At 70.6% G+C, this 23,886-nt stretch carries 27 protein-coding genes and 1 pseudogene; 14 read left to right on the top strand and 14 right to left on the bottom strand.

Annotation, left to right across the window (positions count from 1 at the left end):
- Nucleotide 1 precedes the first annotated feature (1 nt).
- Both ACFWV3_RS15920 and ACFWV3_RS15915 read right to left on the bottom strand, forming a co-directional pair.
- Nucleotides 2–2,491 carry a DEAD/DEAH box helicase gene (locus ACFWV3_RS15920; RefSeq protein WP_382411936.1) on the bottom strand — a complete coding sequence of 830 codons (2,490 nt, stop codon included), beginning with the start codon at nucleotides 2,489–2,491 and terminating at the stop codon, nucleotides 2–4.
- A 10-nt stretch (nucleotides 2,492–2,501) separates the two neighbouring features.
- The gene (locus ACFWV3_RS15915; protein ID WP_382411935.1) at nucleotides 2,502–3,851 is read right to left on the bottom strand and encodes a glutamine synthetase family protein; all 1,350 of its coding nucleotides are present in this window, start codon (nucleotides 3,849–3,851) and stop codon (nucleotides 2,502–2,504) included.
- 300 nt (nucleotides 3,852–4,151) lie between these two features.
- On the opposite strand from ACFWV3_RS15915, the gene ACFWV3_RS15910 reads away from it, so the two are divergent.
- Nucleotides 4,152–4,727: a MarR family winged helix-turn-helix transcriptional regulator gene (locus ACFWV3_RS15910; RefSeq protein WP_065920564.1), complete on the top strand. Its 576-nt coding sequence runs from the start codon at nucleotides 4,152–4,154 to the stop codon at nucleotides 4,725–4,727.
- A gap of 83 nt (nucleotides 4,728–4,810) precedes the next feature.
- Here ACFWV3_RS15910 and ACFWV3_RS15905 read toward each other — a convergent pair whose 3' ends face one another.
- Nucleotides 4,811–6,160 (bottom strand): pyridoxal phosphate-dependent decarboxylase family protein, encoded by a 1,350-nt coding sequence (locus ACFWV3_RS15905; RefSeq protein ID WP_382411933.1) that lies wholly within the window; start codon nucleotides 6,158–6,160, stop codon nucleotides 4,811–4,813.
- Nucleotides 6,161–6,381: 221 nt separating this feature from the next.
- On the opposite strand from ACFWV3_RS15905, the gene ACFWV3_RS15900 reads away from it, so the two are divergent.
- The 4 genes and pseudogenes from ACFWV3_RS15900 (at nucleotide 6,382) to ACFWV3_RS15885 (ending at nucleotide 8,758) form a co-directional block, all read left to right on the top strand.
- Nucleotides 6,382–7,068 (top strand): energy-coupling factor ABC transporter permease, encoded by a 687-nt coding sequence (locus tag ACFWV3_RS15900; RefSeq protein ID WP_382411931.1) that lies wholly within the window; start codon nucleotides 6,382–6,384, stop codon nucleotides 7,066–7,068.
- Entirely contained in the window at nucleotides 7,065–7,346 is a 282-nt protein-coding gene (locus tag ACFWV3_RS15895) for a PDGLE domain-containing protein (RefSeq protein ID WP_382411930.1), read from the top strand. The genes ACFWV3_RS15900 and ACFWV3_RS15895 overlap by 4 nt, the downstream gene beginning before the upstream one ends.
- Nucleotides 7,346–7,984 (top strand): annotated as a pseudogene (gene cbiQ, locus ACFWV3_RS15890) (cobalt ECF transporter T component CbiQ); the annotation flags it as partial. The gene ACFWV3_RS15895 and the pseudogene cbiQ, both read left to right, overlap by 1 nt.
- Complete coding sequence (locus ACFWV3_RS15885; protein WP_382412334.1) at nucleotides 7,973–8,758, top strand: energy-coupling factor ABC transporter ATP-binding protein; 786 nt, start codon at nucleotides 7,973–7,975, stop codon at nucleotides 8,756–8,758. The pseudogene cbiQ and the gene ACFWV3_RS15885, both read left to right, overlap by 12 nt.
- Here the strand turns inward: ACFWV3_RS15885 and ACFWV3_RS15880 are convergent.
- Nucleotides 8,740–9,255, bottom strand: a complete 516-nt coding sequence (locus ACFWV3_RS15880) for a TetR/AcrR family transcriptional regulator (protein ID WP_382411928.1) — start codon at nucleotides 9,253–9,255, stop codon at nucleotides 8,740–8,742. The two genes, ACFWV3_RS15885 and ACFWV3_RS15880, sit on opposite strands and share 19 nt — an antisense overlap.
- Nucleotides 9,256–9,335: 80 nt before the next feature.
- Between ACFWV3_RS15880 and ACFWV3_RS15875 the strand changes: the two genes are divergently transcribed.
- Together ACFWV3_RS15875 and ACFWV3_RS15870 are read left to right on the top strand one after the other, a co-directional pair.
- Entirely contained in the window at nucleotides 9,336–9,752 is a 417-nt protein-coding gene (locus ACFWV3_RS15875) for a nuclear transport factor 2 family protein (protein ID WP_382411927.1), read from the top strand.
- Nucleotides 9,749–10,654 carry a phosphotransferase gene (locus ACFWV3_RS15870; RefSeq protein WP_382411926.1) on the top strand — a complete coding sequence of 302 codons (906 nt, stop codon included), beginning with the start codon at nucleotides 9,749–9,751 and terminating at the stop codon, nucleotides 10,652–10,654. Before ACFWV3_RS15875 ends, ACFWV3_RS15870 begins: the two co-directional genes overlap by 4 nt.
- Here the strand turns inward: ACFWV3_RS15870 and ACFWV3_RS15865 are convergent.
- Nucleotides 10,651–11,379, bottom strand: a complete 729-nt coding sequence (locus ACFWV3_RS15865; RefSeq protein ID WP_382411925.1) for an RDD family protein — start codon at nucleotides 11,377–11,379, stop codon at nucleotides 10,651–10,653. The two genes, ACFWV3_RS15870 and ACFWV3_RS15865, sit on opposite strands and share 4 nt — an antisense overlap.
- Nucleotides 11,380–11,398: 19 nt before the next feature.
- Between ACFWV3_RS15865 and ACFWV3_RS15860 the strand changes: the two genes are divergently transcribed.
- Complete coding sequence (locus ACFWV3_RS15860) at nucleotides 11,399–12,406, top strand: stage II sporulation protein M (RefSeq protein WP_382411924.1); 1,008 nt, start codon at nucleotides 11,399–11,401, stop codon at nucleotides 12,404–12,406.
- On the opposite strand, the gene ACFWV3_RS15855 is transcribed toward ACFWV3_RS15860, so the two are convergent.
- The 6 genes from ACFWV3_RS15855 to ACFWV3_RS15830 form a co-directional block, all read right to left on the bottom strand.
- Nucleotides 12,403–13,692, bottom strand: coding sequence for a DUF58 domain-containing protein (locus tag ACFWV3_RS15855; protein WP_382411923.1), 1,290 nt, complete (start codon nucleotides 13,690–13,692; stop codon nucleotides 12,403–12,405). The two genes, ACFWV3_RS15860 and ACFWV3_RS15855, sit on opposite strands and share 4 nt — an antisense overlap.
- Nucleotide 13,693: 1 nt before the next feature.
- Nucleotides 13,694–14,650, bottom strand: a complete 957-nt coding sequence (locus ACFWV3_RS15850) for an AAA family ATPase (protein WP_382411921.1) — start codon at nucleotides 14,648–14,650, stop codon at nucleotides 13,694–13,696.
- Entirely contained in the window at nucleotides 14,647–15,678 is a 1,032-nt protein-coding gene (locus ACFWV3_RS15845; protein WP_382411919.1) for a DUF4350 domain-containing protein, read from the bottom strand. The genes ACFWV3_RS15850 and ACFWV3_RS15845 overlap by 4 nt, the downstream gene beginning before the upstream one ends.
- Complete coding sequence (locus tag ACFWV3_RS15840) at nucleotides 15,675–16,274, bottom strand: DUF4129 domain-containing protein (RefSeq protein WP_382411917.1); 600 nt, start codon at nucleotides 16,272–16,274, stop codon at nucleotides 15,675–15,677. The genes ACFWV3_RS15845 and ACFWV3_RS15840 overlap by 4 nt, the downstream gene beginning before the upstream one ends.
- Entirely contained in the window at nucleotides 16,261–17,244 is a 984-nt protein-coding gene (locus ACFWV3_RS15835) for a hypothetical protein (RefSeq protein WP_382411915.1), read from the bottom strand. Before ACFWV3_RS15835 ends, ACFWV3_RS15840 begins: the two co-directional genes overlap by 14 nt.
- Nucleotides 17,245–17,314: 70 nt before the next feature.
- Entirely contained in the window at nucleotides 17,315–17,893 is a 579-nt protein-coding gene (locus tag ACFWV3_RS15830; RefSeq protein ID WP_382411914.1) for a uridine kinase, read from the bottom strand.
- A gap of 138 nt (nucleotides 17,894–18,031) precedes the next feature.
- Between ACFWV3_RS15830 and ACFWV3_RS15825 the strand changes: the two genes are divergently transcribed.
- On the top strand, nucleotides 18,032–19,381 hold the full coding sequence (locus ACFWV3_RS15825) for a replication-associated recombination protein A (protein WP_382411913.1): 1,350 nt from the start codon (nucleotides 18,032–18,034) through the stop codon (nucleotides 19,379–19,381).
- Here ACFWV3_RS15825 and ACFWV3_RS15820 read toward each other — a convergent pair.
- Nucleotides 19,368–19,841: a GNAT family N-acetyltransferase gene (locus ACFWV3_RS15820; protein WP_382411912.1), complete on the bottom strand. Its 474-nt coding sequence runs from the start codon at nucleotides 19,839–19,841 to the stop codon at nucleotides 19,368–19,370. The two genes, ACFWV3_RS15825 and ACFWV3_RS15820, sit on opposite strands and share 14 nt — an antisense overlap.
- Before the next feature lie 23 nt (nucleotides 19,842–19,864).
- On the bottom strand, nucleotides 19,865–20,272 hold the full coding sequence (locus tag ACFWV3_RS15815) for a MarR family winged helix-turn-helix transcriptional regulator (RefSeq protein WP_382411911.1): 408 nt from the start codon (nucleotides 20,270–20,272) through the stop codon (nucleotides 19,865–19,867).
- Nucleotides 20,273–20,356: 84 nt separating this feature from the next.
- On the opposite strand from ACFWV3_RS15815, the gene ACFWV3_RS15810 reads away from it, so the two are divergent.
- Both ACFWV3_RS15810 and ACFWV3_RS15805 read left to right on the top strand, forming a co-directional pair.
- Complete coding sequence (locus ACFWV3_RS15810) at nucleotides 20,357–21,253, top strand: alpha/beta hydrolase (protein WP_382411910.1); 897 nt, start codon at nucleotides 20,357–20,359, stop codon at nucleotides 21,251–21,253.
- 20 nt (nucleotides 21,254–21,273) lie between these two features.
- Entirely contained in the window at nucleotides 21,274–21,909 is a 636-nt protein-coding gene (locus ACFWV3_RS15805) for a maleylpyruvate isomerase N-terminal domain-containing protein (protein WP_382411908.1), read from the top strand.
- Here ACFWV3_RS15805 and ACFWV3_RS15800 read toward each other — a convergent pair.
- Nucleotides 21,906–22,484, bottom strand: coding sequence for a GNAT family N-acetyltransferase (locus ACFWV3_RS15800; protein ID WP_382411907.1), 579 nt, complete (start codon nucleotides 22,482–22,484; stop codon nucleotides 21,906–21,908). The genes ACFWV3_RS15805 and ACFWV3_RS15800 overlap by 4 nt on opposite strands.
- A gap of 142 nt (nucleotides 22,485–22,626) precedes the next feature.
- Here ACFWV3_RS15800 and ACFWV3_RS15795 point away from each other — a divergent pair, with 142 nt between their 5' ends.
- From ACFWV3_RS15795 to ACFWV3_RS15785, 3 genes are all read left to right on the top strand, one after another.
- Nucleotides 22,627–23,121 (top strand): DinB family protein, encoded by a 495-nt coding sequence (locus ACFWV3_RS15795; RefSeq protein WP_382411906.1) that lies wholly within the window; start codon nucleotides 22,627–22,629, stop codon nucleotides 23,119–23,121.
- A gap of 94 nt (nucleotides 23,122–23,215) precedes the next feature.
- Entirely contained in the window at nucleotides 23,216–23,608 is a 393-nt protein-coding gene (locus ACFWV3_RS15790) for a DUF948 domain-containing protein (protein WP_330851618.1), read from the top strand.
- Entirely contained in the window at nucleotides 23,605–23,874 is a 270-nt protein-coding gene (locus tag ACFWV3_RS15785) for a hypothetical protein (protein ID WP_382411905.1), read from the top strand. The genes ACFWV3_RS15790 and ACFWV3_RS15785 overlap by 4 nt, the downstream gene beginning before the upstream one ends.
- The last annotated feature ends 12 nt before the right edge of the window (nucleotides 23,875–23,886 follow it).

The raw sequence follows: 23,886 nt of genomic DNA, 5'->3' as shown, positions 1-23,886 counted from the left end.
GTCAGAGCTGGCCGACGTCCGTGATCGTCACGACCGCCTCGCCCAGCTCGTCCGACGCCGCCAGGTCCACCTCGGCGTTGAAGCCCCAGTCCTTGTCCCCCGCCGGGTCCTCGAAGATCTGCCGGCACACCCAGCGCTCGGGCTCGACGTTGATGATGAGGAACGCCGGGCCGCGCGCGTTCGGGCCCGCGCCGATGGTCGCGTGCTCCTCGAAGTACGGCTCGAGCGCGTCCATCCACTCCTTGGCCGTCCAGCCCGACTCGTGGTCGAGCTCACCGAGGGAGTACCAGTCGCGCTTCGCGGCCAGTTCCACGCGGCGGAACAGGGCGTTGCGGACCAGCACGCGGAACGCGCGGACGTTGCGGGTGACGGCGGGCGGCAGGTCGACGCGGACCTCGGGGGCAGCCTCGCCGTCCGGGTTCGTGAGCTTCTCCCACTCGTCGATCAGCGACGAGTCGACCTGGCGGACCAGCTCGCCCAGCCACGAGATCAGGTCCTGCAGCTCCTCGGTCTTGGCCTCTTCCGGCACTGTCTGCGACAGGGCCTTGTAGGCGTCGGCCAGGTAGCGCAGGACCAGGCCCTCTGAGCGGGCGAGGCCGTAGAAGGAGACGTACTCCGAGAACGTCATCGCGCGCTCGTACATGTCGCGCACGACGGCCTTCGGGGACAGCGCGTAGTCGCCGACCCACGGGTGGCCGCGGCGGTAGGTCAGGAACGCGGCGTCGAGCAGGTCGGCCAGCGGCTTGGGGTAGGTGACCTCGTCGAGCAGCTCCATGCGCTGGTCGTACTCGATGCCGTCGGCCTTCATCGCGCCGATCGCCTCGCCGCGCGCCTTGTGCTCCTGCGCGCCCAGGATCTGCCTCGGGTCGTCCAGGGTGGACTCGATCACCGACAGCACGTCGAGGGCGTAGCCCGGTGCCTCGCGGTCGAGCAGCTCGATGGCGGCCAGCGCGAACGGGGACAGCGGCTGGTTCAGCGCGAAGTTGAACTGCAGGTCGACGGTCAGGCGGAAGTCGTCGCCGTCGCGTTCCACGACGCCCGCGGCGACGAGCGCCCGGTACATCGCCAGCGCGCGCTTGATGTGCTTGAGCTGCTTCGGGCGGTCCTCGTGGTTGTCCTCGAGCAGGTGGCGCATCGCGGCGAACGCGCCACCGCCGGGGCGGCCGATCACGTTCAGCAGCATCGCGTGCGAGACCTGGAACGACGACGTCAGCGGCTCGGGCTCGGCGCCGACGAGGCGGTCGAACGTCGACTCGCTCCACGACACGAACCCGTCCGGTGCCTTCTTGCGCACGACCTTGCGGCGCTTCTTCGGGTCGTCGCCGGCCTTCGCCAGCGCCTTGATGTTCTCGACCTCGTGCTCGGGCGCCTGCACGACGACCGTGCCCACGGTGTCGTAGCCCGCCCGGCCCGCGCGGCCGGCGATCTGGTGGAACTCGCGGGCCTTCAGGATCCGGGTCCTCGTGCCGTCGTACTTCGACAACGCGGTGAAGACGACCGTGCGGATCGGCACGTTGATGCCGACGCCGAGGGTGTCCGTGCCGCAGATGACCTTCATCAGGCCCGCTTGCGCCAGCTGCTCGACCAGGCGGCGGTACTTGGGCAGCATGCCCGCGTGGTGCACGCCGATGCCGTGCCGCACGAGCCGCGACAGCGTCTTGCCGAATCCGGAGGAGAACCGGAAGTTGCCGATGGCGGCCGCGATCTCCTCCTTCTCCGGCTTCGAGGCGACGTTCACGCTCATCAGCGACTGCGCGCGCTCCAGCGCGGCGGCCTGGGTGAAGTGCACGACGTAGATCGGCGCCTCACGGCCGTGCAGCAGGTCCTCGATCGTCTCGTGCAACGGCGTGGAGACGTACTGGAAGTTCAACGGCACCGGGCGCTGCGCCGAGCGGACCACCGCGGTCGGGCGGCCGGTGCGCCGGGTGAGGTCCTTCTCGAAGAACGAGACGTCGCCCAGCGTCGCCGACATCAGCAGGAACTGCGCCTGGGTCAGCTCGACCAGCGGCACCTGCCACGCCCAGCCGCGGTCGGGCTCGCTGTAGAAGTGGAACTCGTCCATCACGACCTGGCCGACGTCGGCGTCGGCCCCGTCGCGCAGCGCGATGTTCGCGAGGATCTCGGCCGTGCAGCAGATGATGGGCGCCTGGTCGTTGACCGAGGCGTCGCCGGTCATCATGCCGACGTTCTCCGGACCGAACACGTCGCACAGCGCGAAGAACTTCTCCGAGACCAGCGCCTTGATCGGCGCCGTGTAGAAGCTGCGCTGGTTGCCGGCCATGGCGACGAGGTGGGCTCCGATGGCCACCAGGCTCTTGCCGGAACCGGTCGGCGTGCTGAGGATGACGTTGGCCCCGGAGACGAGTTCGATGACCGCCTCCTCCTGCGCCGGGTACAGCGCGAGGCCGCGTTCGGCGGCCCAGTGGGAGAAGGTGTCGAACAGTTCGTCTTCGTCGGCGATCGAGGTGAGCCGGTCCGTGAGTGCAGTCATCGCAGGTGAACTATAGGTGGTACGCGTACTCGGTGAACTCCCAGTCGGTCACGAACCGCTGGAACCGGGCCACCTCCTCCCACTTGAAGTCCACATAGGACCGCACGAAGTCCTTGCCCAGCACCTCGACCATCGCCGTGTCCTCCTCCAGGTACGCCAGCGCGTCGGGGAGGGTGGCGGGCAGCGTCGGGGCCTTCGACGGGTCGTAGCCGTAGCCCGCTGACGGCCGGGGCGGCTCGATCCGGTCGCGAATGCCCAGGTAGGTGGCCCCGATGAGGCCCGCGATGCCGAGGTAGGGGTTCGCGCTCGCGTCGCCGAGGCGCAGCTCCAGGCGGGTGGTCTCGCCGCGCTCGGCCGGCACGCGGAGCATGGCGCTGCGGTTGTCGAGGCCCCAGTCGATCAGCCACGGCGCGAGCGAGTCGGGGCCGAACCGCTTGTACGAGTTGACCGTCGGGTTGAGCAGCGCGGCCAGCGCCGGGGCGTGCTTGAGGATGCCGCCGATCGCCCAGCGCGCCTCGTCCGACAGGCCGTGCGATGTGCCCGCGGCCTGGAACGCGTTGCGGCCGTCCTTCTCGTGGCACGAGAGGTGCAGGTGGAAGCCGGACCCGCCGCCGTCGTTGAACGGTTTGGCCATGAACGTCGCGAGCCGGCCCTCCCGCCTGGCCAGCTCCTTGACGCTCGTCTTGAAGCGGAACGCGCGGTCGGCGGCGTCCATTGCGGGGGAGTGGACGAGGTTGATCTCGAACTGTCCGCCCGCGTACTCGTGGTTGCCGCCGGTCGTCTGCAGACCCGCCGAGCTGAGCGTCCGGAGAGTTCTCAGCAGATGCCCGTCGGAATCGCCGCGGCGCCCGGTCGCGTACACGTTGCCCGGCTCGTCGCAGTAGGGCCGCCACCCGTTCGGGCGGTCTTCGTCCGGTTCGCAGAGAAAATATTCCAACTCGGGGCCGACCACCGGCTGCAGTCCGGTGGTCTCGAATATTTCCAGCGTCCTGCGCAGGACTTGCCGCGGGGATTCGTCCACGGGTCTTTCGTCGGCGGGGCTCACGGCGTCGCCGATGCACCACGCGACGCCCGGCTCCCACGGGATCGGCAGCAGCGTGTCGAGGTCCGGGACCACGATCACGTCGGGCAGCCCGGCGTCGAGCACACCCCCGTTCTCGGTGGTCTTGCCTCCGGGCGTGGTGCTGTAGACGGCGCGGCAAAATGACAGCCCGCGCTGTATCACCGCTGGTAGATGCTCCACGAGGACGTCACGGCCGCGGTCGGTGCCGAGCAGGTCGGGGAAGACGACGCGCACCACGTCGATCCCACCCTCGCCCAGTCTCGTCGCGAGCTCCCGTGTCACCTGTTCACCGACCACGTCGGACTACCTTTCCGGCACAGTGTGTCGCTGGCACGGAGGGGATAACGTCGAGGGGCAAACGTTATGAACCCGTCCGCGGGGTAAAGACCACGTTCGGTCTCGGTGGTGCTCCACACTCATCGTCCACCACGGGGCAACAGTCCGTAACTGGACGGGTGACGACCGTCACGAGATCTTGCACGATGTGGGATCGTGATCAAAGTGGGTGCGGACAGACTCGCACCACATCACAGACATAGTTCGGAACCGCAAGTATTGTGCCGGGAACACCTGAGCTCGAGCACGGGAGACTTTGAGTTGTCTGGTCACCACACGATTGCCGAGACCGAGAAAGCCGTCCAGGCGAAGCTCGGCGCGGTGCCGCTGCACCGCGAGCAGATGGCGGCGGTGTCGAACATCCACCGCGCCGCGACCGCCATCCGCCAGCACCTCGAGAACTCGGTGCTGCGCACCAGCGATCTGACCTGGACCGGCTTCGTCGTGCTCTGGGTCGTGTGGATCTGGGGCGAGATGGAGACGCGGTACGTCGCCGAGGAGGCCGGCATCTCCAAGGGCACCCTGACCGGCGTCGCCAAGACGCTGCAGTCCAGGGGCCTGCTGGAGCGCATGGGCCACCCCACGGACGGGCGCCTCGCGGTCCTGCGCCTCACCCCCGAGGGTGAGGAGCTGATGGCCGACCTCTTCCCGAAGTTCAACGAGGAGGAGGTCTTCGTCTCCGACCCGCTGGAGTCCTCGGAGGCCCAGTCGCTGGCCGAGATGCTGCGCCGGATGGTCACGCACCTCGAGGCCAACGGCGAGCAGCGCCGGCTCGACCTGCGCGGCGACACGCCGTTGCCGCCGCGCCGCTCCGGCCGCAGGGCCAAGCACGGCTGACCGCGCACGCCGACGGGCGGCTCACCGGGGGTGAGCCGCCCATTTCGGCGTTGCCGCGGGTCTGACGGACCAGAGCGCGGGCCTCAGACCAGGCTCGACACCCGCGCGTGCAGCGTGTCGAGGTACTCCTCCGACTCCGGCTTCATCAGCACGCTGCGCAGCACCCTCGCCCCGTCCGCGTCGGCCGCCACCTCCGGGTGCCTGGCCGCGAACGCCGCCCTCGACGCCCGTGCCACGCTCAGGAACACCGGGTCGACGGCGGCGTTCATGCCGGTCTCCATCACCCGGTGCGACGCCGCGTCCACGGCCGACAGGCTCAGCGGGCTGGTGCGGGGGAAGTACGTCACGATGTCCAGCTCGGGCTCCTGGTAGAGCTCCAGGTGCTCCGACCCGCGGATCAGCGACGCCCACCGCACGGCCGCCCGCCGTCCCGCCGCCAAGACCTCACCCAGTCCGTCGCGGGTCAGCGGCAGCAGTCGCAGCGTCAGCCAGAGACCAGCGGCGGCCGCGCCCGCCCGTGAGCACTCCAGGCTGATCTCACCCAGGTGCATCTCGTCGGACGTGAAGTACGTATAGGGCGAATCGTGCAGGTAGAAGCGCCCGACCGAGGTGTCGCGGAACAGGACCGCGCCGCAGCCGTAGGGCTGCAAACCGTGCTTGTGCGGGTCCACCACCACGGAGTCGCACGAGCCGATGGCCTCCCACGGTTCTGGCTCCAGATCCGTGCCCGCCAGCAGGGTGAAGAAGCCGCCGTACGCTGCGTCGACGTGCACCCGTGCGTCGTAGCGACGTGCGACGTCCAGCACGAGATGCACCGGTTCGACGGCACCCAAAGCGGTAGTTCCCGGCGTAACCACGACCGTTCCGACCTTGCCGGTCTTCAGGAGCTCCTCGAGAGCGCCTACGTCCATGCGTCCACGGCCATCCACGGCCACAGGGAAACCCTTGACTCCGAGAACCCCGCACATGCGTGAGTGCGTGTAGTGCGCCTCGGAGGAGTAGGCGATGCCGCGGCCCGGATGCAGCGAACGGGCGACGAAGAGCGCCTCCAGGTTCGCGATCGTGCCGCTGGACGTCAGGTGCCCCAGGTGGTGCTCGCCGTAGCCGAACATCGTCGCGAGCTGCGAGATGACCTCGCGTTCCATGGCGGCGGTCGCGGGGCCGCCGTCGAGCGCGTGGTTGTTCGGGTTGATCAGCATCGCCGACAGGTAGCCCACGACCGCGGCCGGGTGCGGAGGCTTGAGCATCTGGCCTGCGTAGCGCGGGTGGAAGAACGGGTAGTTGTCGTGCAGCCGGTCCTGCAGCTCGGCCAGGGCGGAGCCGAAGACCGTCGGGTCGACCTGGAGCGACGAGTGGGGTGTGAAGGAGCCGTGCTCTGCGGTCCACTTCTCGTGGTTGGCCAGCGCCTCGTTGAGCCAGTGCTGAAGATCCACCGCACACCCCGCTCGTCGTGAAATCCGGATGTTCGAATTTGGACGTTACGGCAGACCCCGCGCGGTGACGAGCCGTCGCGGCGCACGCTCGGCCCGGCCGTCGAACCCGTTCGACAGGCCGCCACGAACACCGGGGTGTGACCACCGCCGCCTTCTTGCCTGCAAATCGTTGTTGCACAGTTCTAGCCATAGCCGAGTACCGGCAATTAGCGTGATCAGACATGTCACCTGTTGCCATGCACATGAGCGACGGTCTGCTGAACGCGCCGGTCTCGGTCGTGTTCCTCGTCATCGCGGCCGTGGGGGTCGGGTACGCGCTGGTCAGGGCACGCGCTGACCTCGACGACCGCACGGCGCCGATGGCGGGCCTGGTGGCCACGTTCATCTTCGCCGTCCAAATGATCAACTTCCCGATCCTGCCCGGCGCCTCCGGCCACCTGCTGGGCGGCGCGCTCGCGGCGATCCTCGTCGGCCCGTACGTCGGCGCGCTCTGCGTGACGATCGTGCTGGTCGTGCAGGCGCTGCTGTTCGCCGACGGCGGGCTCACCGCGCTCGGCGCCAACGTCACGAACATGGCGCTGATCGGCACCGCGACCGGGTTCCTCGTCGCCGTCGCCCTGCGCAAGCTCGCCGAGCGCGGCAAGGGCGGGCTGGCTGTCGTCGCGTTCGTCTCGGCCTTCGTCAACACGCTGCTCGCCTCGACCGGCTTCGTCGTCGAGTACGCGGTCGGCGGCGTCGGCGGGGTCGAGATCGGCAAGGTCGCGCTGCTGATGTGGGGCCTGCACGCGCTGATCGGCGTCGGTGAGGGCCTGATCACCGCCGTCACGGTCACGTCGGTCGCGGCGATCCGGCCTGATCTCGTGTTCCTGCTCAAGAACAGCCGCAAGCCGCTGGAGGTGCGGTCGTGAAGAAGTTCTTCCTCGGGTTCGCGGTGGTGTCCCTGCTGATCGCGGGCGTGCTGTCGTACTTCGCGTCGGGCGACCCGGACGGCCTGGACAAGACGGTCGAGGAGACCGGCATCGCCGAGCACGCCCAGGACCACCCGCTCTCCGGCAGCACGTTCGCCGACTACGCGTTCGGCGGCGACGACCGGTTCACCGGCCTCGCGGGCGTCCTCGGCGTCGTCGTCGTGCTGGCGCTGTCGTTCGGCCTGTTCTGGTTCCTGCGCAAGAAGACCGACGCCTGATGGCCGGCGCCCACGACGTCCTGCACCACGCCGGCGACTCGCCGGTGCACCGCCTCGCGCCCCACGTGAAGATCCTCGTGGCGTTCGCGGCGGTGCTGGGTGTCGTGGCGACGCCGCGCACGATGTTCCCGTTGTTCGGCCTGTACCTGCTGCTCGTCGTGGCCGTGTGGTGGGTCGCGCGGGTGCCGGTGCTGTGGTTCCTCAAGCGCGCGGTGATCGAGGTGCCGTTCGTGGTGCTCGCGTTCCTGCTGCCGATCTTCGGCACGGACCCGCGCACCGACTTCCTGGGCTTCTCCGTCTCGGTCGAGGGCTCGCTGGCGGGGTGGAACATCCTGGTCAAGGGCACCCTGGGTATGCTGGTCAGTCTGACGCTGGCCGCCACGACCGCGCCGGGGGAGCTGCTGAAGGGGCTGCAGACGCTCCGCGTGCCCGCGCCGTTGATCATGATCGCCACGCTGATGCTCCGCTACGGCGAGGTCGTGGTGGGGGAGGCGAAGCGCATGCGCGTCGCCCGCATCTCACGCGGCGACGACCCGCGTTTCCTGTGGCAGGCAGGCGCCACGGCCCGTGCGGTCGGCACGTTGTTCATCCGGTCCTACGAACGCGGAGAGAGGGTGCACCTCGCGATGGTGTCGCGCGGCTGGGCGGGCAGTCCTGGAGGCTCGGTGGCGTTCGTCCCGGAAACCCCCGCGGCACCGGCGCTGGAGGTCTCGAAGCTCGCCTTCGCCTACCCGGACGGGCACCAGGCGCTGTTCGGCGTCGACCTGCGGGTGGAGCGCGGCGAACGGGTCGCGGTGCTCGGCCCGAACGGTGCCGGCAAGACCACGTTCGCCCTGCACCTCAACGGCGTCCACTCCGGTGGCTCCGGCACGGTGTCGATCGCCGGGCTGGAGGTCACCAAGAAGAACCTGCGCGAGATCCGCCGCCGCGTCGGGCTCGTCTTCCAGGACCCGGACGACCAGCTGTTCAGCCCGACCGTCGCCGAGGACGTGGCGTTCGGGCCGCGCAACTTCGGCATGTCCGATGTGGACGGACGGGTGCTGAGGGCGTTGCGCGCGGTCGGCATGGAGTCCGTCGCCGACCGCTCGCCGCTGCACCTCTCCGGCGGCCAGCGGCGCCGCGTCGCGCTCGCGTCCGTGCTCGCCTGCGACCCCGAGGTCCTGGTGCTCGACGAGCCGTCCGCGAACCTCGAACCCGTCGCGCGGCGCGAGCTCGCCGAGCTCCTGCTGGCGTTGGACCGCACGATGCTGATGGTCACGCACGACCTGCCGTTCGCGCTGCAGATCTGCCCCCGCAGCGTGCTGATCGACGACGGCGTGGTCGTCGCGGACGGCCCGACGCGCGAGATCCTCGCGGACGCCGAGCTCCTGGCGCGCCACCGCCTGGAGCTGCCCTACGGCTTCCGGCTCTGAAGGCCGCTGAGCACGATCTCCAGCAGCACGGCGGGGTTCGCGCCGCCCTCCTGCAGGCTCTGCAGCATCCCCTTCATCAGCACCACCAGGTCCGTGGCCGTGACGTCCGCACGGACCTCGCCGGCCTCCTGGGCGCGTTCCAGCAGGCCGCCCAACGCCGCGTGCAGGTTCTTGCGCAGGTCCGCTGACAGCGTGAACGCATCGGTCATGTCCCGCTTCGCCGCAGCCTCGTCCGCCATCCGCCCGAGGAACGCGAACAACGCGTCCTTCGCGCTCTCCGCCGGTTCGGAGGCCGACGCGATCATGGCCGTCACGCGCGTCTCCGTGACGGCCTGGAACAAGGCCTGCTTCGTCGGGAAGTGGCGGTAGACCGTGCCGGGCCCGACGCCGGCCTTCGTCGCTATCTCGTCCAACGGCACGTCGTAGCCCTGTTCCGCGAACAGCGCCCGTGCCGCGTCCAGCACCTTCTCGCGGTTCCGCGCCGCATCGGCCCTCACCGTTGCCAACCGGGGCGTGCGTTCCGTATCGTTCTAACCGGGGTCACCGTTCCGATTCTACTGAAGTGGGGGCACGAAAGATGACGCGCACGCCAGAGCAGATCGTCGAGCACGTTCGCCGGATGGTGGCGGGGGAGGAGACGCACGGCCAGTTCGCCGACCTCTTCGCCGAGGACGGGGTGATGGCCTACCGCTTCCCGACGTCCTTCCAGCCGGAGGAGATCAAGGGCCGCGAGGAGATCCGCGCGTACTTCGGCAAGGTCCGCGGCGCCTCGGTGCGGGAGCGCATCGAGATCCAGAAGGTCGAGGCGCAGTGCTGGCTCACCAACGACCCGTCCGTGGTCGTCTCGGAGATCACCCACCGCGGCTGGTCGAAGGTGAAGCAGGACTACTACACGTTCACCGCCATCGCGATCATCCGCTTGCGCGACGGTGAGATCGTCCGCTACGACGACTACATGAACCCTCTGCTGCTGCAGGAGCTTCTCGGCGTATGACGTTCGACCTCGCATCCTGGTGCGCTTCCTGGTTGGGGAGCGCACCGGTCGAGGTGTTCTACTCGCGCGTGTCGATCTCGTCGGTGCACGGCGTACGGCTGGCCGACGGGCGCTCGGTCTACGTGAAGGCGCGCGAGGACGACGGCCGCGCTGTGTCCTGCCTGACCGCACAGGCTTCTTTGGCGTCTCGCGGACTGCCGTGCCCTCGCCCGATCACGCCGGTCGTCGTGGTCGACGGGCTGGCCGTGCACGCGGAGGAGTCGTTGCCCGGCGGCGAGATGCTGCTCGGCTCGTCACCGGACGTGGCCCGGCGATACGCGGCCGTGTTCGCTAGGCTGACGGCCGCGTTGGAGGAGGTCGTCGTCGCGCCTCCGCTGCCGAACCCGCGCTGGTCCCGCTGGGACCACAGCGATTCCGGGGTGTGGCCGGTGATCGGCTTCCTCGACGCGCGGGACCAGAGCGTGGTGCCGGCGTTCGTGGTCGAGATCGCGGAGCGGGTCCGCAAGCGGTTGCTCGCCGCGGACCGGCCGTGCGTGCTGGGCCATGCGGACTTCGAGGCGCAGAACCTCCGCTGGCAGGACGGCGACGTGCTGGCCGTGCACGACTGGGACAGCCTCGGCTGGCAACCGGAGGCGGCACTCGTCGGCGCGGCGGCCGGGGCGTTCGCGAACGCGTCCCCGCCGAGTCTGGTGCCGGTCGCGAGCTCGGCGGCGTTCCTGGAGGCCTACCAGTCGTGCCGCGGACGGTGGTTCTCCGGAGAGGAACTGGAGATCGCCTGGGCCGCGAGCCTGTGGACCGCCGTGCACAACGCCCGGTGGGAGGCGCTGCACGGGGACGCGCCGGTGTCGCTGGAGGCCGTCCGCGAGCAGGGGCCGGAACGTCTGCGGCTCGCAGGCGCCTAACTCGCGCGCCGCCGCCGTTCCGCCAGCACCGCCGCCAGATAGGCCCGCGGGTGCGCGTACTCGACCCGGGGCGATCGGATCGCGGCCCCCACGTCGTCCGCCAGCCGTGCCCCGAGGTCCCACTTCGCCGTCTCGCTCAGCTCCGGGTACCGCGTGAGGTACTGCCGCGCCGCCAGCACCAGTTCCTCCGGCAGTTGCGACAGGTCGAGACCCGACGCCCACTGAGCCATCTCCGGCGGCATCTCGGTGAGCGCCACCTCCTGCTTCGGCGCGCGGGTGTGGATCACGACGGTACCCGCCAGGTAGTCGCCGACCCGCTTGCCCTGCGGGGAGAACAGCGACACGAACAGCGCGATCGCGCCGCCGAGCCCGAGGACCCAGAAGTCCACGACGAACCCGCCGAGGGCGCGCACCAGGGCCTGCCGGAAGCGGATGGCGCCGCCGTCGTCGCGCACCACGCGCAGGCCCATGACGAGCTTGCCCAGCGAGCGGCCGCGCGTCAGCGTCTCCACCGCCGTCGGGTAGCCGATCATCACGGCCACCGTCAGCGCCAGCGCGAGCGCCGTCCGCAGCGCGCCGTCGAGGTCGACGGGCGAGATCAGGAACACGAGCAGCAGCAGGCCGAACTGCACGGCCACGTCGAACGCGAACGCCACCGCCCTGCTGGCGAGCTGAGCGACGCGCAGGTCCAGAACCACGGCTTCGCCGGTAACCAAGTCCCCCACGCGGATAGTGTGACCCATCGTGGATCTGGACGTGTTCATCGAGCGCCACCGCGCGTCGTGGCAGCGGCTCGAGCAGCTCGTGAAGCGGTCCGGCAGGCTCAGCGGGCCCGAGGCCGACGAGCTGGTCGAGCTGTACCAGCGCGTCACGACGCACCTGTCGACCGTGCGCAGCCGGATGCCGGACCCCGCCACCGTCGAACGCCTGTCGTCCCTGGTCGCGGGCGCCCGCGCGGCGCTGACGGGTGCGCACACCCCGGCGTGGCGCGTCGTCACCCGCTTCTTCACCCACCGCCTGCCCGCCGCGATCTACCTCGGCTGGCGCTGGTGGGTGCCGGCCGGGCTCGCGTTCTACCTGGTCACGGGTGTCATCGCGGCGTGGATCGCGTCCAACCCCGAGGTGCAGGCGACCATCGCCGCGCCCGACGAGATCCGCGAGATGACCAAGGCGGGCGGCGCCTACGAGGCCTACTACTCCAGCGGCCCCGCCGGGTCGTTCGCGGCGCAGGTCTGGACGAACAACGCCTGGATCACCGCCGCCTGCCTGCTGTTGGGCGTGCTGTTCGCTATCCCGCCGATCTACCTGCTCTTCACCAACGCCCTGAACGTCGCCGTCGGCATCGGCCTGATGTTCGGCGCCGGCCGCGGCGAGCTGTTCCTCGGACTGCTGGCGCCGCACGGGTTGCTGGAGCTGACGGCGGTGTTCGTCGCGGCCGGCATCGGCATGCGGCTGGGCTGGCAGGTGATCGACCCCGGCCCGCGCACCCGCGCCGCCGCACTGGCCGCCGAGGGCCGCTCGGTGGTCGCCGTCGCGCTCGGGCTGGTCGTGGTGCTGCTGGTGTCCGGTGTGCTGGAGGGGTTCGTGACGCCGTCCAGCCTGCCCACGTGGGCCCGTGTCGGCATCGGCGTGGTCGCCGAGGTGCTGTTCCTGCTCTACGTGTTCGTCGTCGGCAGGCGAGCCGCTCAGGAAGGCGAGACGGGCGACGTCGACGCGCGTGAACGCGAGGACGTTGCACCCGTCTCGGTCTAGAGCTTGCCCGCAGCCTTCAACGACAGATAGCGGTCCGCGAGAGCGCGCGGCAGTTCGTCGGGCAGTGCGTCCACCACGTCAACGCCGTGCCGTGCGAGCAAAGCGGTGATGCGGCGGCGTTCGGCGAGAGTCCGTTCCGCGGCAGCGGCGGCGTACACGGACTCCAGATCGTCACGGCCCGACGCCATCGCATGCACTGCGGGATCCTGCACGGACGCGATCAGCAACCGATGCCGTGCCGCCAGAGGAGGCAGCAGCGGCAGCAGACCGTGCTCGATCGACGGCTCCAACGACGTCAGCACGACCACCAACGACCGGCGCGAGGCCCGGCGCAGCACCTCGGCGACCGCGCCACGGGCGTCGAACTCCACCAGCTCGGCTTCCAGCGGTGCCATCGCCTGCACCAGCACGGGCAGCGAGACGCGCGGCACCGACGCGCGGACCTTGTGGCTGAACGCCAGGAAGTCCACCTGGTCGCGCGCGTGCGATGCCAAGGCGGACAACAACAACGCGGCGTCCATCGACGTGTCCAGCCGCGGCAGGCCACCCAGCGCGCCGTCCACCCGTGCGGCCGAGGTGCGCGAGGTGTCGAGCACGATCGTCACCTGACGGTCGCGTTCCGGCCGCCACGTGCGCACCACCACGTCCGACGAACGGGCCGACGCACGCCAGTCGATCGAACGGACGTCGTCGCCGATGACGTACGAGCGCAACGAGTCGAACTCCGTGCCGGCACCACGGATCAGTGAGGCACGACGGCCGTCCAACTCGCGCAAGCGTTCCAGCAGGGGCGGAAGGTGGCGACGGCTGTGGAACGGCGGCAGCGCACGCACGGTCCACGGCACCTGATGCGAACCCTGCCGCGCCGCGATGCCCAACGGGCCGACGGAACGCACGGTCACACGGTCGGCCACGCGATCGCCTCGACGCACGGGCCGTAGCTCGAAAGACAACACACGCGAGCCACCGGCGGGCACGTCCACCGCAACGCGGTCGGCGACCACACCGGCGGAAGGCGCCCATCCGTCACGAAGAACACCCTGCAGCCTGCGTCCAGGGTTGTGCACGGTCAGCCGCACCTCGCACAACTCGCCCGTGCGCACCGAAGTCGCCCCGGCACGCGAGAACGTCAACCGCCGCACACCGGCGGCCAGCACCAGGTCGGCCGCCACGCACACCACGAGAACACCGAACATGAGCAGGACTCCTTGCCACGACGGCAAGAGCAATCCCACCACGAGGACGCCGATGAGCGCGAGCAGGCCCGCGCGGCCCGTGAGCGCCACGTCAGCGCGGCACCTGGACCGCGCCGAGCACGCCGTCCAGCACGCCGTCCGCCGTCACGCCCTCCAGCTCGGCTTCCGGACGCAGCTCCAACCGGTGCCGCAACGCGGGCCGTGCGAGCGACTTCACGTCATCGGGCGTCACGTAGTCGCGGCCCGACAACCACGCCCAAGCGCGCGCGACAGCCAGCAAAGCCGTTGCGCCACGCGGAGAAACACCCAGACGCACCGCAGGAGAATCACGGGTCGCACGGCACACGTCGACGACGTATGCGATCACCTCGGGCGCCACGGTCAGCGACCGCACCGCCGCGGACCCGGCCTCCAGGTGCTCGGCGCCGGCGACCGCGGACAACGCCGACAGGTCGCGCGGGTCGAACCCGGCCGCGTGCCGCGACAGGACGTCGATCTCGTGCTCGCGCGCCGGGATCGGCATGGTGACCTTGAGCAGGAACCGGTCCAGCTGCGCCTCGGGCAACGGGTAGGTGCCCTCGTACTCGACCGGGTTCTGGGTCGCCACGACGATGAACGGCGACGGCAGCGGCCGCGTCGTGCCGTCGGCCGACACCTGCCGTTCCTCCATCGCCTCCAGCAGCGCTGCCTGCGTCTTCGGCGGCGTGCGGTTGATCTCGTCGGCGAGCAGCAGGTTCGTGAACACGGGACCCTCGCGGAACGAGAACGCGGCGTTGTGCGAGTCGTAGACCAGCGACCCGGTCAGGTCGCCCGGCATCAGGTCGGGCGTGAACTGCACGCGCGTCGTCGACAGGTCCAGCGCCCGCGCGAGCGCCCGCACCAGCAACGTCTTCGCAACGCCCGGCACGCCCTCCAGGAGCACGTGTCCCTTGCACAGCAACGCGAGGATCAACGACGTTACGGCGGCGTCGTTGCCCACCACGGCCTTGCCGATCTCCGTGCGCAACGCCACCAGCGCCGTGCGTGCTTCGTCTGTGGTGACAGTCATCCCTTGCGAACCTCGTTCTCCAGTGCGTCCAGCGCGGATGCCAGCGCGACCAGCCCCCGGTCGTCCACCGGCTCCTCGGAATACAGCAAAGTCCTGATCTCCGCGGCAGGACGCGAGGTCCTGCGGGCGATCTCGCCGGACGGGTCCTCGCCCGCCGGCAGCCCCAGCAACGGCGTCACCCGGTCACGCGTCGCCTGGCGCAGCACCGCGGCGGCGTGCCCCGCGGCGTGCGAGCGGCGGTAGAGCCGGGCGCGTCCCTCCACGGTCTCGGCGGCGCGCACCACGACCGGCAGCGGCTCCGGCACCACCCGGCCCAGCCGCCGCGCCCGCCACAGCGCGATCAGCACGGCCGCGATGCCGAGCTGCAGCGCGCCGAACTTCCAGCCTGCGGGCATCAGGTCCGTGAGCGACTTCTGCTGCGACCGGTCCGCCGCCGACGGCACGTACCAGACGAGCCGCTCGTGCTGGCCCAGCAACGACAACGCGAGCGCGGCGTTGCCCTCGGAGTCGAGGTCGCGGTTGGTGAAGATCGCCCCGTTGCCGAGCGCCGTCACGGTGCCGGTGCGCACCAACGTCGAGTCGTAGCACCGTTGGTCGCCCTCGTAGACGAACCCGCCGACGGTCGCGGCGCCGGCCTTCATCGCCAGCGGGCACCCCGGCTGACGCGTCTCGACCTCCACCCGGCCCACCCCGCCCGCGGGCGCCACGAGCACGGTGGCGGCGGCGCGGCGGCTCAGGTCCGCGAGCCGCGCCGGGTCGATGAGGTTCGGCTGCGTCACGAACAGCGTCGCGCCCTCCACGGACGACGCGGTGTCGGTCAGGTCGACGCGCACGCCGTTCTGCTCCAGCAACCGCGCGAGCGCGTGGCTGCCCCCCGGCTGGTACGAGCGCGGGTCGAGCGAACCGCCCTCGCCGGTGCCGCGCAGCAACGTCAGCACGACGGCCGCGAACAGGATGATCACGCCGATCAGCAGGGGACCGCGCGTCGCGGTCCAGATCCGCCGGGCGTCCGGGGAGACCGCCGTCATCCGCGCACCCTGTCGTCGACCGAGACCAGCCGCCGGTACCCCTCGCCGGTCGCGGGACGGCCGCCGTACCAGACGTCGTCGAACTGCACCGCCGCACCGCGCAGGTCGTCGGCGAGCACCGGGAGTGCCCTACCCGCCTCGAGGGCGACCTCGTCGACGGTGCGCCCGGCGCGCGGGTCGAGCACGCCGCGGTGTTCGAGCTCCCGCACGACCGCGCGGAACCGTTCGCGCACGGCCTCGGCGAAGTCACCGCCGGCCGCGGCCCGTTCGGCGGCGGCGCGGTGCTCGGCGGCGGTGAGGACTGCCGTGCCGAACACCTCGCCGCCCGAGCGCAGCGACCGCGTGGTGCGGCCAGTGCGCAGCCGGACGACGATCACGATGATCACCGCGACCACGACCAGCACGGTCACCGCCGTGATGCCGCTGACGCCGCCCGCCCCGGCGAACAGCTCGCCGAGGCGGTCCAGCACCCAGTCGATCGCGCGTTCCAGCGGGTTGGGGTCGTCGGAGACGTAGGCGGGGTCGCTCAGCTCGCGTGCGGCCGCGTCCCGCGCCTCGTCCCCGCCGAGATCTACCGGTACGTCAGATACCGCCATGTCCCGCGGCCCGCTGGAGTTCGATGTCCATGCCCTCCGAGCGCATCCGGCGGTCGACGTAGAGCAGCACGGTGACCGCCGAGCTGAACGGCAGCGTGATCGTCGAGGCGATGATCGCGCCGATCGTCGACAGGATCAGCGAGCCGATGCTCAGCGCCGCGAACGGGTCCGCGCTGAAGCCGGTGGTCGCGGCGCCCAGCAGGCCGAACGGCAGGCTGACGATCCAGCTGATCACCCAGCCGATGACGAGGGTGAGCAGCAGGACGCCGAACGTGCGCCACCACGCGTTCTTCACGAGTGCCCGCGAGCGGCTGAACGCCACGCCGACGCTGCAGCGCTCCAGCACCAGCGCGGGCGTGACCAGCGAGAACAGCACGTAGAGGTAGATGCCGGGGATGGCGCAGAAGACCAGGCCGACCGCGATCGCGAGACCGGCCAGCAGCGTCGCGCCGACCAGCGGCAGCAGGCGCGGCTTGAACTCCTCCCACGCCTGCGCGAACGTCACGGGCTTGCCCAGCACGGCGTGCCCCACCACGATGGTGACGAAGCCGGACAGGAACACCGTGCCGAACAGGATCGGCAGGACGCCCAGCAGCACGCCGCCGAAGGAGCTGATCAGGGAGTCCTGGAGCTGCTGCGCGAGCTGTTCCTGCGACATCGTGTTCGGGTCGAGCGTGGCCAGGTCGGTGATGCTCGAGAGGAACGGCAGCTGCACCAGCAGACCGATGATCTGGGTGACCGCCGCGACCACCGCGGCCGCACCGAGGATCAGCTGCGGGTAGCGGCGCATCGTGGTGATCGCGCCGTCCACGATCTCGCCGACCGCGAGCGGGCGCAGCGGGATCACGCCGGGCTTGATCGTCGGCTGCGCTCCCGGCGGGGGCGGCGCGTAGTAGCCGGGAGGCTGCTGCGGCTGCTGGGGCTGGTCGGGGTGCTGGTCTGGTGAGGACCAACCAGGCGTTTCGGACATAGCGGCTACTCCCGGTCGTGGTGTGAGCGGCATCCTGCCAGATCAGAGCCGTCACCACCGGCGAAGCTGATCACGAAACGAGTTCGGTCCTCGCCCTGGCCGGAGTCGTGGCGCGCATGCCGGCGTTCACGCACCTCCTGACCACCTGCGGCTGCTCGCGCATCAGCCGCCACCCGCGCCTGAGCAGCGTCGGAACCGGCTTGCGGGCCTCGGCGACGTCCCTGGCGAACCGGCGGACGAACGTGACCGGTGGGCTCGGCGCCAGCACGATGGCGTCCCTGAGCACCCCGGCCTCCCGCGCGCCCTCGACGAGCAGGTCCGCGAACAGGCCCTCGGCGATGAACGCGGGCGCGTCGCCGAGCTCGATCGTCTGCGTGCCGACCGCGCGGTCCTCGCTGATCGAGTAGACGGGTGCCTCGACCTTGCCGGTCTCCGACAGCTCGATCACCGCCCGCAACGCCTTGTCGGCGTTCCACGACCCGATGTCGTCCCAGTCGGCGCGGCCGTGCTCGTCGCGCGGAAGCAGCGGGTCGTCGCCGTCGCGGTAGAAGTCGTCCAGGCGCAGGACGGGCCAGCCGAGGTGGGCGGCGAGGGTCGACTTGCCGGAGCCGGACGGTCCGGCGAGCAGCACGGCGCGGGGGATGGGCACGGAACGCGATCCTCGCACACGACTTGGGCCGCTCCTGTCCGCAGCCGGGTTCGAACGCCGTGCTTCGGCGCTCGCGCACGTCGGCTGGGCTCGAACGCCGTGCCTCGGCACTCGCGCACGTCAACTAGGCTCGAACGCATGAGCGAAGGTCTGTTCGACGAGGGCCTCTTCGGCGCGACCGACGAGGAGAAGGCCGAGCGCATCGCGGCCAACGCCCCGCTGGCCGTGCGGATGCGTCCGGCCACGCTGGACGAGGTCGTCGGTCAGGACCACCTGCTCGGGCCGGGCGCGCCATTGCGCCGCCTGGTCGAGGGTGCGACGCCCGCGTCCGTGATGCTCTACGGCCCTCCCGGCACCGGCAAGACGACCCTCGCGACGCTGGTCTCCAAGGCGACCGGCCGGCGGTTCGTGGCGCTGTCGGCGTTGTCGGCGGGCGTCAAGGAGGTGCGGGCGGTCATCGACGAGGCCCGGCGGCGCCTGGTGCGGTCCGGCGAGTCGACGGTGCTGTTCATCGACGAGGTGCACCGGTTCTCCAAGACCCAGCAGGACGCGCTGCTCGGTGCCGTCGAGGACCGGATCGTGCTGCTGGTGGCGGCCACGACGGAGAACCCGTTCTTCTCGGTGGTCTCGCCGCTGCTGTCGCGCTCGCTCGTGTTGCAGCTCAAGTCGTTGACCGACGACGGCGTGCGGTCGGTGATCCGGCGCGCGGTGTCCGACGAGCGCGGGCTGAAGGGCGAGGTCACCCTCGAACCCGACGCCGAGGACCACCTGATCCGGCTGGCGGGCGGCGACGCACGGCGGTCGCTGACGGCGTTGGAGGCGGCGGCGGACTCCGCGCTGGCGTCCAACGGCGGCGTGATCACGTTGCCGCTGCTGGAGTCCACCGTGGACAAGGCGGCGGTCCGCTACGACCGCGACGGCGACCAGCACTACGACGTGACGTCGGCGTTCATCAAGTCGATCCGCGGCTCGGACGTGGACGCGGCGCTGCACTACCTCGCGCGCATGATCGAGGCGGGGGAGGACCCGCGGTTCATCGCGCGGCGGCTCGTGATCCACGCCAGCGAGGACGTGGGCATGGCCGACCCGACGGCGTTGCAGACGTGCGTGGCGGCGGCGCAGGCCGTGCAGCTCATCGGGTTGCCGGAGTGCGCGTTGAACCTCGCGCAGGCGACGATCCACCTGGCCACCGCGCCGAAGTCCAACGCCGTGACGACCGCGATCTACGGCGCCATCGAGGACGTCCGCAAGGGCGCGATCGGGTCGGTGCCGGCGCATCTGCGCGACGGGCACTACGCGGGCGCGGCGAAGCTGGGCAACGCGCAGGGCTACCGGTACCCGCACGACGTGCCGGAAGGCGTGCTGACGCAGCAGTACGCGCCGGACGACCTGGTCGGCCGCGACTACTACGAGCCGACCGGCCGCGGTGCCGAACGGGCGGTGGCCGAGCGGCTGCCGAAGCTGCGGCGCGTGATCAGGGGCGAGTGAGCGGGCGCGACCGCCACACGATGCCGTCCTCGACCCGCTGGATCGTGAAGCCCTCACGCTCATAGAACGCGCCCGCTCGTTCGTTCTCTACGAAGTGCTCGATGTAGAGGACGTCGGCGTCGATGTGTGCGCTCAGCGCGTCGATGAGTCTCGGCCCGATGCCGTGGCCACGCAGTCCTGGTTCGACGTAGAGCTTGTAGATGACGTGGTCGGAATCTCGTCGCCCGCGCTGCCCGACGCCCACGATCCGCCCGTCGTGCTCGGCCACGACCACGAGCCCGTTCGTGACGGCTGTGGTGATCTGGTCGTCGTTCCAGTACCTCGCGACCTGCTGGCCGGCGGCCTCGTCGCCGATCAACGGCGTGTAGTGCGCCGGGACGTGCTCCTCGCCGAACCGGCAGATCTCCGCGACGTCGTCGAGCTTTGCGTCCCGCACGACCGGGTCCTTGGTTGCGTCCACACCCCATGATCCCCGCACGGACGTCAGTCCAGCAGCTCCAGCAGGATGCGCTGCAGCTCGGTGCGGTCGCGCGCGGCGATCTTGGCCAGCCTGCGGTCGAACTCCGCCGCGAGCGCCGCGAGGGCACGGGTCCGCGCCTCCTGGCCCTGCGCGGTCAGCACGAGTCGGTGCCGCCGCAGGTCCGCGTCGTCGATCTCGCGGCGCATGAACCCCTTCGCCACGAGGTTGCGCACGTAGACCGTCATGGTCGCCTTGGGGATCACCAGCGTTGCCGCCAGCTCGGCCGGGTAGGGCGACGCCGGTGCCTCGGCGAGGACGAAGAACTCCTTGGGATCCAGGCCGAGCGCGGTCAGCTCCGCGGTGCAGGCGTCCAGGACGACGGTCAACAGGCGGTGGTTCAGCGTCCACAGCTCAGCGGCGTCCACCGGCATGACTTCTCCCGATCTGGTACCGTTCGGAACTAGTTCATTTATGTACTAGTGGTGTTGTTGAACGATACTCGAAGGGACGACCCAGTGCTCCGCCACCTGACGATCCCGCGCGGGCCGATCGAGCTCGCGGCCGATCTCCACCTGCCCGGCGACCACGCGACGCCGCGGGCCGTGGTGCTCTCCACGCCCGGCAGCAGCGTGAAGGAGCAGATCGGTGCGAACTACGCCTCCCGCCTCGCCGCCCACGGCATCACGGCGCTCGTCTTCGACCCCGCTCATCAGGGACGCAGCGGCGGCGAACCGCGCGACCTCGAAGACCCGTACCGCCGCGGCGAGGACATCTCCTGCGCGATCGACGCGCTGAGCACGGTGCCCGGCGTCGACCCGGACCGCATCGGTGTCCTCGGCATCTGCGCCGGCGGCAGCTACGCCGTGCACACGGCACGCACGGACCACCGCATCAAGGCCGTCGGCACCGTCGTCCCCAGCGACATCGGGGCGGCGTTCCGCGGCTTCCAGCCGGACGGCCCGGCGGCCGCGCTCGACGCCATGGCCGCCGCGCGCACCGAGGAGAACCGCACCGGCGAGCTGACCCGCCTGAACTGGCTGCCCGACACCCTGGAGGAGGCGGGCCCGGCCGACCTCGACACCACCCAGGCGATCACCTACTACCGCACCGAGCGCGGCAGGAGCGAGCACTCGACGAACCGCCGCCTGGCCCGCGGCGACGCGCTGCTGCTCGGCTTCGACCCGTTCCACCTGGCCGACGAGCTGCTGACCCAGCCGGTGCAGGTGGTCCTGGCCGGGCGCCGCGGCACCACCGGCAGCTACGAGTCCGGCATGCGCCTGTGGAAGATGGTGCCCAACCCGGTCGACCTCATGGTCGTCGAAGACGCCGGGCACTACGAGATGTACGACGTGCCGGAGTACGTCGACGCCGCCGTGGACCGGCTCGCCGCTTTCTACTCCGAGCACCTCTGATCCCGCGTAGCTTCGGCGAGGTGACGATCAGAGAAGACTTCCTGACCGCGGCTGCCATCGCCCTCGACCTCCTGCGCCACGACCAGGTGGCCCAGCACTGGGACAAGCCGAGCGCACTGCCCGAGTTCGGCGTCAGCGGCCTGGCCGGCCACCTCGGCTACCAGGTCCTGCCGCTGCCGTCGATGATCTCCACGCCCCTCGGCGACGAGCCGGTCGTGCCGCTGATGGAGCACTACGCGCGGGCGAACTGGACCGACCTCGACGTCGACTCCGACTTCCACACCCGCATCCGCGCGGGCGGCGAGAAGCTGGCCGCGGACGGTCACGCCGCGCTGTGCGACGAGGTCGGGCGCACGCTCGCGGATCTGGAGAAGTCGTTGCCGGACAGCGAGAACCGGCCGGTGCGGATGCCGCACTGGGGACCGTGGGCCGTGTCGCTGGACGAGTACCTGGTGAGCAGGACGATGGAGCTCGTCGTGCACTCCGACGACCTCGCGGTGAGCGTCGGGGTGGACACGCCCGAGTTCCCGCGGCCGGTCAACGAGACCGTCATCGACCTGCTGACCCGCATGGCGCTCAACAAGCGCCCAGCCATCGACGTGGTGCGCGCGCTCAGCCGCAAGGAACGCGCGCCCGAGGACATCACCGCGTTCTAGCGCTTGCACACCATCAGCAGCGCGAGCTTGCCGGACAGCATGATCTCCTCGACGGCCATGAACCCGCCCGCCTCGAACGACTCGATGGCGCGCACGTTCTGCACGTCCGGCTCCACCACGATCCGCGTGCAGTGCGGGTCCTCCTCGAACAGCGCGTCGGTGAGGCGGGGGAGCAGCGAGCGCACCAGCCCGCGGTCGGTCAGCGCGAGCTCGCCGACCGCGAGGTTCAGGCCGAGGTCGTGCGGGCGCGCCCGGTAGCACTGGGCCAGCGCGTCGCGGGCCGCCCGGTACAGCTCCGCGTAGATCACGGGGCGGCCGTGCCAGCTGACCAGCAACGGCCGCACGTCGTCGCCCGCGAGGTGCTGCGCGAGCCGGCGTTCCCACTGCGGCAGCGTCCAGGCGCGCCGCCAGAACGCCGCCACGTGCGGTGCCTGGTTCCAGCGGTGCACGAGGTGCAGGTCGTAGCCGTCCGACCGGGCCAGGCGGGCCGCCCAGGGCGCGCCGAGGTCCGGGACCGGGGGCGCCTCCGCCCTGGTGTGCCTGCGGTAGGAGTCCAGGTGCGACACCGGCTTCACGTGGCCTCCTGCGACATGAATTAGGGTACCCTAAGTTCCAGGGCGCGAGGCTGCGGTGTCAAGCCCTGGGTGACGGGTATTTCACAGCCTGTGACGGCTGTGCGTCAATGAGCATTCCTCACACTCCCGTAGGTTGGGCGCCATGCCGGAGACCCAGCGCGAGCCCGTGCCCCGCGTCGACACGGGCGAGCTCGACGTCGCGCACGCGTTCCTCAGGTTCCAGCGGCACTGCGTGCTCAAGAAGGCGGAGGGGCTCACCGACGAGCAGCTCCGCCGGCAGCTGGTCGCCAGCGGCACGTCGATCCTCGGCCTGGTCCAGCACCTCGCCGAGGCCGAGCGCGGCTGGTTCCGCCACCACCTCGCGGGCGGCGAGTGGGCGGAGGAGGCCGAGCTGGGCATGACCGTGCCGCTCGACAGGGCCGCCGCCGACGTGCTCGACGACTACCGCGCCGCCATCGCCGAGAGCGACCGCGCGATCGAGGCCGCCGGCGACCCGGAGGCGCTCATGGCGATCCCGGTCGACGGCACGCGCAAGTCGCTGCGCTGGCTCCTCGCGCACATGACCACCGAGACCGCCCGGCACGCGGGGCACGCCGACGTCCTCCGCGAGCAGATCGACGGCGCCACGGGCCGTTGAAGATCAACAAATGATGCCCCCCATCCGAGTGTCGGACCCACCCGGTAACCTCATCCCCAATCCAAGCCAGAACACCGGTTCACCAGGAGGATCCGTGTCGCCAGGGTGGCTCGCCGCCGGTGCCTTCGTGCTGCTCGTGCTGCTGCTGGCGATCCCGGCCTTCAAGGCCGCGCGCTTCTTCGACGAAGCGACGATCGCGATGCGCAAGGCCCACGAGAACACGGACCCGTTGTTCACCGAGGCCAACACGACGCTCACGCACGTGAACACGCAGCTCGAGCGCGTCGACGGCATCACCGCCAACGCGCGCGCCGTCACGGGCAACGTCTCCGCGCTCACCAGCCTGTTCACCGCCACCCTCGGCGGTCCGCTGGTCAAGGCCGCCGCGCTGTCCTACGGCGTGAGCAAGGCCGTCAAGGCGCGCCGCAAGGCCGCCGAGCAGCCCAACAAGCACGCCAAGCGCCGTCCGAGGCGGGGATCGCGATGAGCCGTCTCTTCTGGTTCGGGCTGGGCGCCGCGGCCGGTCTCTTCGTCGCGAAGAAGGCCTCCGAGGTCACAAAGCAGGCGACTCCCGCCGGCATCGGCGCTAACGTGGGCGAAGGCCTGCGCGAGCTCGCGGGCGCCATCGGTTCCTTCGGGGCCGAGGTGCGCCAGGGAATGGCCGAACGGGAACAGGAGTTGCAGGACACGGTGGAACGTCAGACGGGATTCACGCCGGGGCGCCGAGCGCCCGGGGCGAACGGGAAGCACTAGTCCGTTCGCCTC

It is taken from the genome of Lentzea sp. NPDC059081 (assembly GCF_042738015.1).
GTDB lineage: Bacteria > Actinomycetota > Actinomycetes > Mycobacteriales > Pseudonocardiaceae > Lentzea.
This window is presented reverse-complemented; position numbering and strand designations above follow the sequence as displayed.